Annotated in this window: 6 protein-coding genes and 1 rRNA gene (1 of these 7 cut by a window edge); all 7 read right to left on the bottom strand. The window is 57.0% G+C overall.

What is annotated here, in order from left to right; translation table 11 throughout:
* Window positions 1-738 (bottom strand): 16S ribosomal RNA (locus HU742_RS21265) (it extends 799 nt beyond the left edge of the window).
* A 550-nt stretch (window positions 739-1,288) separates the two neighbouring features.
* On the bottom strand, window positions 1,289-1,912 hold the full coding sequence (gene msrQ, locus HU742_RS21260) for a protein-methionine-sulfoxide reductase heme-binding subunit MsrQ (RefSeq protein ID WP_186641501.1): 624 nt from the start codon (window positions 1,910-1,912) through the stop codon (window positions 1,289-1,291).
* Window positions 1,912-2,925: a protein-methionine-sulfoxide reductase catalytic subunit MsrP gene (gene msrP, locus HU742_RS21255; protein WP_186645142.1), complete on the bottom strand. Its 1,014-nt coding sequence runs from the start codon at window positions 2,923-2,925 to the stop codon at window positions 1,912-1,914. The genes msrQ and msrP overlap by 1 nt, the downstream gene beginning before the upstream one ends.
* Window positions 2,926-2,999: 74 nt before the next feature.
* Window positions 3,000-3,845 carry a CDP-diacylglycerol--serine O-phosphatidyltransferase gene (gene pssA, locus HU742_RS21250; RefSeq protein WP_186641505.1) on the bottom strand — a complete coding sequence of 282 codons (846 nt, stop codon included), beginning with the start codon at window positions 3,843-3,845 and terminating at the stop codon, window positions 3,000-3,002.
* Between the two features lie 144 nt (window positions 3,846-3,989).
* Complete coding sequence (gene ilvC, locus HU742_RS21245; RefSeq protein WP_003185459.1) at window positions 3,990-5,006, bottom strand: ketol-acid reductoisomerase; 1,017 nt, start codon at window positions 5,004-5,006, stop codon at window positions 3,990-3,992.
* A gap of 45 nt (window positions 5,007-5,051) precedes the next feature.
* Entirely contained in the window at window positions 5,052-5,543 is a 492-nt protein-coding gene (ilvN, locus tag HU742_RS21240; protein ID WP_003176102.1) for an acetolactate synthase small subunit, read from the bottom strand.
* 2 nt (window positions 5,544-5,545) lie between these two features.
* Entirely contained in the window at window positions 5,546-7,270 is a 1,725-nt protein-coding gene (locus HU742_RS21235) for an acetolactate synthase 3 large subunit (RefSeq protein WP_186641507.1), read from the bottom strand.
* Between the last annotated feature and the right edge of the window lie 145 nt (window positions 7,271-7,415).

The following is a 7,415-nucleotide window of genomic DNA, read 5'->3' as shown; positions in this document are numbered from 1 at the left end:
GTCCAGGTGGTCGCCTTCGCCACTGGTGTTCCTTCCTATATCTACGCATTTCACCGCTACACAGGAAATTCCACCACCCTCTACCATACTCTAGCTCGACAGTTTTGAATGCAGTTCCCAGGTTGAGCCCGGGGATTTCACATCCAACTTAACGAACCACCTACGCGCGCTTTACGCCCAGTAATTCCGATTAACGCTTGCACCCTCTGTATTACCGCGGCTGCTGGCACAGAGTTAGCCGGTGCTTATTCTGTCGGTAACGTCAAGACACCAACGTATTAGGTTAATGCCCTTCCTCCCAACTTAAAGTGCTTTACAATCCGAAGACCTTCTTCACACACGCGGCATGGCTGGATCAGGCTTTCGCCCATTGTCCAATATTCCCCACTGCTGCCTCCCGTAGGAGTCTGGACCGTGTCTCAGTTCCAGTGTGACTGATCATCCTCTCAGACCAGTTACGGATCGTCGCCTTGGTGAGCCATTACCCCACCAACTAGCTAATCCGACCTAGGCTCATCTGATAGCGCAAGGCCCGAAGGTCCCCTGCTTTCTCCCGTAGGACGTATGCGGTATTAGCGTCCGTTTCCGAGCGTTATCCCCCACTACCAGGCAGATTCCTAGGCATTACTCACCCGTCCGCCGCTCTCAAGAGGTGCAAGCACCTCTCTACCGCTCGACTTGCATGTGTTAGGCCTGCCGCCAGCGTTCAATCTGAGCCATGATCAAACTCTTCAGTTCAAACATCTTTGGGTTTTGAGAAAACCCTAAACTTGGCTCAGCAATCGTTGGTTACATCTTTGATTTCTCGCGGAGTAACTTGCGATGCTGATAATCTGTTGACTAGCAGTCTGACTCCACAAGCACCCACACGAATTGCTTGATTCAGTTGTTAAAGAGCGGTTGGCTGAGTCTTTCGTCTCAACCGAGGCGCGCATTCTACAGCGCCCCGTGTATCTGTCAAGCGGTTATTTTTAGAAGTTTTCAAAGTTTCGCTTGGAAATCCTTAACAACTTCAACCACTTGCGCTTTCGATCTCTCGTTAGCGGGAGGCGAATTCTACAGCGTTAGTCGCTGCTGTCAACACCTCTTTTACACCGCTTTCGACCGAGAAGATCGAACCGTCGACAGGGCCAAACAACACCGCCCTACCCACTCCTTCCGTGCTTCGATGAACTGAAGCCCGCCCACATCGAAACCTACTTAACCCTTTGAAACTCAAGGAGTTTTCCGTTTCGACTGCGCCGGAAGTGGGGCGAATTATAGACACCCAGGATTTGCCGTCAACCCTTTATTTCGCTTTTATTGCAGAAGGGACTTTCTTGCCCAGCAAACGCGGGATCCGGCGCGTAACCGAAGGAAGCCTCAGCACTAATAGCAAGGCACCTATCAAGGCGTATATCGCCCACTCCTTGAGATCCGCACGCACGATCCACAGCATATGCAGTAACCCAAGCCCTAGAATTGGATAAACCAGGCGATGCAATTTCTTCCAGCGGACACCCAATCGCCGCTGGCTATAACGATTGGACGTGACCGTTAACACCAGCAAACCGAGGAACCCAAGCGCCCCAACAATGATGTAAGGCCGCTTGCTCAGCTCGACTCCCAACTGCGACCAGTCGAAACCTAGTATGAACGCCGCGTATCCGCTCAAATGCAGCACAACATAAGCGAAGCACCACAACCCCAACTGGCGCCTGACCGCGATCCACCCCGCCCACCCCGTCAACTTCTGCAGTGGCGTCATGCTCAAGGTAATCAACAACAGGATCAGCGTCCCCAACCCGAGCCGATCCACCAGCACCTTGCCTGGGTCCGGCCCCAGCGAATCCACCAAGGCCTCGTAGAGCCAGAGCAACGGCCAGACTGCCGTCCCGAGGAATACGCCGATCCGCCACGCAAGGAAACGCATCAGTAGTCCTTCCTTAAATCCATCCCCGCATATAAGGAAGCGACTTCATCCTGATAGCCGTTGAACATCAACGTATCGCGGACATTGGGACGGAGCAGCCCGCTCGGCAGACGACGTTCGCGCGCCTGGGTCCAGCGCGGATGATCGACTGTTGGATTGACGTTGGCATAGAAGCCGTACTCGTCAGACGCAATGCTTTGCCACGTGGTCTTCGGCTGCTCGCTCACCAAACTGATGCGCACAATGGACTTCACACTTTTGAAACCGTACTTCCATGGAACCACCAACCTCAGGGGCGCGCCGTTCTGGTTCGGCAACTCCCGCCCGTACATGCCAACCGCCAGGATAGCCAGCGGGTTCATTGCCTCGTCCAATCGCAGGCCTTCCACATATGGCCAGTCGATTAACGCAAAGCCTGAACGCTGCCCCGGCATGACCTTGGGATCCTGCAAGGTTTCGAAGCGTATGTACTTGGCGCTGGATGTAGGCTCGACTTGCTTGAGCAATGCGGAGATGGGGAAGCCGACCCAAGGAATGACCATCGACCAGGCCTCGACACAGCGCAGTCGGTAAATCCGCTCCTCCAACTGATAAGGCTTCATGAAGTCTTCCAACCCATAGCGCCCCGGCTTGCTTACCTCACCGTCCACAACCACGCTCCAGGGCTCGGTTTGTAGCGATCCAGCGTTGGCCGCCGGATCACCCTTATCGGTCCCGAACTCATAGAAATTGTTGTAGTGGGTGGCATCCTTGAACGGCGTGATCGGCTCATCCTTGACCGTCACAGCGCCCCATTGGGTAGAAGTAAGTTTTTCGGCTAACCAGGACGGCGCGTTGCCGGGCTCGACATCGGCATAACGCGCCGCATCGGCAGCGCTGGCCCACTGCGGCAAACTGCTCACGGCGAGACCCGCCATGGTCGCACCGAGCATCTGGCGACGGGAAAGATAGATCGATTCAGGCGTGACGTCCGACTCGCGACAGTCGGACGACTTGGGGATCTTGATCAGCATGACGACTCCGCAGCGTTGGGGGCAGATGCACCAATAGACTGCGGAGTATGGGTGAAATTACATTAAGGCAACATTTAGCGTCGGCGAAGACGCAACAAATATTGCACTGGGCCGGAAGCCGCATAGGCGAGGAATACCAACAACAAGATACGCGGCGGATCACTGAATACCACGGCAAAAACCAGCACCACAGCCAGGATCGCCACGAACGGCACGCGTCCCTTGAGATCGAGCTCCTTGAAGCTGTTGTACTTGATGTTACTGACCATCAACATCCCCGCCGCCGCGACCAGTAAAGCCACCAGGAAGGACATCTTCGACCCCTGGATGCCAAAGTCGCTGAATGCCCAGACCACCCCCGCCACGACACCCGCCGCCGCCGGACTGGCAAGACCAATGAAGTAACGCTTGTCGGCGGTGCCGACCTGGGTGTTGAAACGCGCCAGGCGCAGTGCAGCACCGGCGACATAGATGAAGGCAACCATCCAACCGACCTTGCCCATGTCGCCCAGGGCCCAGCCAAACGCCAGCAAGGCCGGGGCGACACCGAACGCAACCATGTCGGACAGCGAATCGTATTCGGCGCCGAATGCGCTCTGGGTATTGGTCATGCGGGCCACCCGCCCGTCCAGGCCATCAAGCACCATGGCGACAAATATCGCGATGGCGGCAAAAGCGAAATAGCGACTCGCGCCGGAGCTGTCGCCAGCGCTCAAAGCGGCCTGGGCGCTCATGGAACTGATGATGGAATAGAAACCGGCGAACAGGTTCGCGGTGGTGAACAGGTTCGGCAGCAGATAGATGCCACGATGCCGGACCTTACGGCCTTCAGCGTCATGGCCTTCTTCGACATGCTCGTCGATAGGCAACAGGCTTTCGGCGTCAGGAGCCTGGTTCGGCTCGTCGGGACGTTCGCTCATGGACAATACCTTGCAACGGTGTGAAAAGTTCGACAGGTGTCTGGGACGACGGTTCGGCCGCAAACGATGCAGCTTTATACCAGAAGCCGATGCCCAAACGAAAAAACGCGGCCTGGGCCGCGTTTTTTCAATCAAGCTCGCGACTCAGTTCTTGGCTTTGTCGACGATCTTGTTGGCACCGATCCACGGCATCATGGAGCGCAGTTGCTCACCGATGATTTCGATACCGTGAGCGGCGTTGTTACGACGCTTGGCGGTCATCGAAGGATAGCCGGTGGCGCCTTCGCTGATGAACATCTTGGCGTATTCGCCGTCCTGAATACGTTTCAGGGCGTTGCGCATGGCCTGGCGGGATTCGGCGTTGATGACTTCCGGACCGGTCACGTACTCGCCGTATTCAGCGTTGTTGGAGATCGAGTAGTTCATGTTGGCGATACCGCCTTCGTACATGAGGTCAACGATCAGCTTCAGTTCGTGCAGGCACTCGAAGTAAGCCATTTCTGGCGCGTAGCCCGCTTCGACCAGGGTTTCGAAACCGGCCTTCACCAGCTCGACGGTACCACCGCACAGAACGGCTTGCTCGCCGAACAGGTCGGTTTCGGTCTCGTCCTTGAAAGTGGTTTCGATGATGCCGGTACGACCGCCACCGACACCGGCAGCGTAGGACAGGGCTACGTTCTTGGCGTTGCCGGACGCGTCCTGGTAGATCGCGATCAGGTCAGGGATACCGCCGCCCTTGACGAACTCGGAACGTACGGTGTGGCCCGGAGCTTTCGGCGCGATCATGATCACGTCGAGGTCGGCACGTGGCACGACTTGGTTGTAGTGGATCGCGAAGCCGTGGGAGAAGGCCAGGGTGGCGCCCTTCTTGATGTTCGGCTCGATTTCATTCTTGTACAGCGCGGACTGGAACTCGTCCGGGGTCAGGATCATGACCAGATCGGCAGCGGCAACAGCGGAAGCCACGTCGGTGACTTTCAGGCCATGGGCCTCGGCCTTGGCAACGGTGGCCGAGCCTTTACGCAGGCCCACGGTCACGTCAACGCCGGAGTCTTTCAGGTTGCACGCCTGGGCGTGACCCTGGGAGCCGTAGCCGATGATGGCGACTTTCTTGCCCTGGATGATCGACAGGTCGCAATCTTTATCATAGAAAACTTTCATGAATTTCCCCTATATCCGGCCATTCAGGCCATTCGCTAATTTGGTTTAGATGCTCAGTACTTTGTCGCCACGGGCAATCCCGGTGACGCCACTGCGTACGGTTTCGAGAATCGAGGCAGTGCCGATCGATTGGATGAAGCTGTCGAGCTTGTCGCTGGTACCGGTCAACTGAACGGTATAGACGCTGGCGCTGACATCGACGATCTGCCCACGATAAATATCGGTAGTACGTTTGATCTCGGCGCGTTGGGCGCCGGTGGCCTTGACCTTGACCAGCATCAGTTCACGCTCGATGTGAGCGCTTTCCGACAGGTCCACCAGCTTGACCACCTCGATCAGCTTGTTCAGGTTCTTGGTGATCTGCTCGATGACTTCATCGTGGCCCACGGTGGTCAGCGTCAGACGCGACAGGGTCGGGTCCTCCGTCGGTGCCACGGTCAGGCTTTCGATGTTGTAGTTGCGCTGCGAGAACAGGCCCACTACACGAGACAGCGCACCCGGTTCGTTTTCCAGAAGCAGGGAAATAATATGTCGCATGATTAGGTACGCTCCGTCTTGCTCAGCCACATATCACGCATGGAGCCGTCTTTGATCTGCATCGGGTAGACGTGCTCGCTGGTATCGACCTTGATGTCGAGGAATACCAGGCGATCCTTCATCGCGAATGCTTCTTCAAGCCCGGATTTCAAATCTTTCAGGTCGGTGATGCGGATGCCCACGTGGCCATAGGCCTCGACCAGCTTGACGAAGTCCGGCAGCGATTCCATGTAGGAATGCGAGTGACGACTGCCATAACTCATATCCTGCCACTGGCGAACCATGCCCAGCACGCCGTTGTTCAGGTTGACGATCTTCACCGGCAAACCGTACTGCAAGCAGGTCGACAGCTCCTGGATATTCATCTGGATGCTGCCTTCGCCCGTGACGCAGGCGACATCGCTGTCTGGAAAGCTCAACTTGACGCCCATGGCCGCCGGGAAGCCGAAGCCCATGGTGCCCAGGCCGCCGGAGTTGATCCAACGGTTGGGTTTGTTGAACTTGTAATATTGCGCCGCGAACATCTGGTGCTGACCCACGTCGGAGGTCACGAAGGCATCGCCCTTGGTCACCTCGCACAGGGTCTCGATGACGGTTTGCGGCTTGATCACGCTGCCGTCGCCCTTGTCGTAAGGGAACAGGCCACGATCGCCACGCCACTCATCAACCTGCTTCCACCAGGCGGCCACGGATTCCTTGTTCGGAGCCTCGCCGATTTCCTTGAGGATGGCGACCATCTCGGTCAGCACGCTCTCTACCGGACCGACAATCGGCACGTCTGCCTTGATGGTCTTGGAGATCGACGCCGGGTCGATGTCGATGTGGATGATCTTGGCGTTCGGGCAGAATTTCGCCGGACCGTTGATGACACGGTCATCGAAACGCGCGCCAACCGCCAGGATCACATCGGCATGGTGCATCGCCAGGTTGGCGGTGTAGCTGCCATGCATGCCGAGCATACCGATGAACTGACGATCAGTGCCCGGGTAGGCGCCAAGCCCCATCAGCGTGTTGGTGACCGGCAGGTTGAGCATCTTGGCCAATTCGGTCAGCGGCGCGGAGCCACCACCGAGAATTACACCGCCACCCGCATAAAGCACGGGGCGCTTGGCCGCCAGGAGCATTTCGGCGGCCTTGCGAATTTGCCCAGAGTGACCACGTACCGCCGGGCTGTATGAGCGCAGCTTGGCTTTTTTCGGGTAGATGTACTCGAATTTCTCGGCCGGGTTGGTCATGTCTTTCGGCACGTCGACCACCACCGGGCCCGGACGACCGGACTCGGCCAGGTAGAACGCTTTCTTCATGACTTCCGGGATTTCCGACGCATGCTTGATCATGAAGCTGTGCTTCACGATCGGCCGGGAGATACCGATCATGTCGGTTTCCTGGAACGCGTCGGTACCCACCATGGTGCTAGGCACCTGGCCGGAAATGATCACCATGGGAATCGAGTCCATGTAGGCCGTGGCAATACCGGTAATAGCGTTCGTGGCGCCAGGGCCGGATGTCACCAGAACCACGCCGGCCTTGCCGGTGGCACGGGCATAGCCGTCAGCCATGTGGGTGGCCGCTTGCTCATGACGAACCAGGATGTGGGTCACTTCCGGTTCTTTGAACAGGGCATCGTAGACATGAAGAAGAGCACCACCGGGGTACCCGTAGATATATTTGACGCCTTCGTCACGCAAGAAGCGGACGAGCATCTCACCGCCAGATAAAAGCTCCACGTTGTTCACCTCTAAAACGCCAGAATACCGACCCACGAAAAGGGGACGGGTCTTAATAGGTTTACTTCTCGGCAGAGCATGAGCGACGGTGGTCGCCGACTACGTCAGCACTGACTGAGCAAGTATTGGGATCGTCCCAAGTGTT

Origin of the sequence: Pseudomonas marvdashtae, from assembly GCF_014268655.2 — a bacterium.
GTDB classification, from domain to species: Bacteria; Pseudomonadota; Gammaproteobacteria; order Pseudomonadales; family Pseudomonadaceae; genus Aquipseudomonas; species Aquipseudomonas marvdashtae.
The sequence above is the reverse complement of the archived record's forward strand: the minus strand, read 5'-3'. Positions and strand labels throughout refer to the sequence as shown.

What these genes read in the sequence shown, in the direction of transcription:
- ilvN (WP_003176102.1), bottom strand. Translation starts at nt 5,543, where the DNA reads ATGCGACATATTATTTCCCTGCTTCTGGAAAACGAACCGGGTGCGCTG.
- msrP (WP_186645142.1), bottom strand. Translation starts at nt 2,925, where the DNA reads ATGCTGATCAAGATCCCCAAGTCGTCCGACTGTCGCGAGTCGGACGTC.
- pssA (WP_186641505.1), bottom strand. Translation starts at nt 3,845, where the DNA reads ATGAGCGAACGTCCCGACGAGCCGAACCAGGCTCCTGACGCCGAAAGC.
- msrQ (WP_186641501.1), bottom strand. Translation starts at nt 1,912, where the DNA reads ATGCGTTTCCTTGCGTGGCGGATCGGCGTATTCCTCGGGACGGCAGTC.
- ilvC (WP_003185459.1), bottom strand. Translation starts at nt 5,006, where the DNA reads ATGAAAGTTTTCTATGATAAAGATTGCGACCTGTCGATCATCCAGGGC.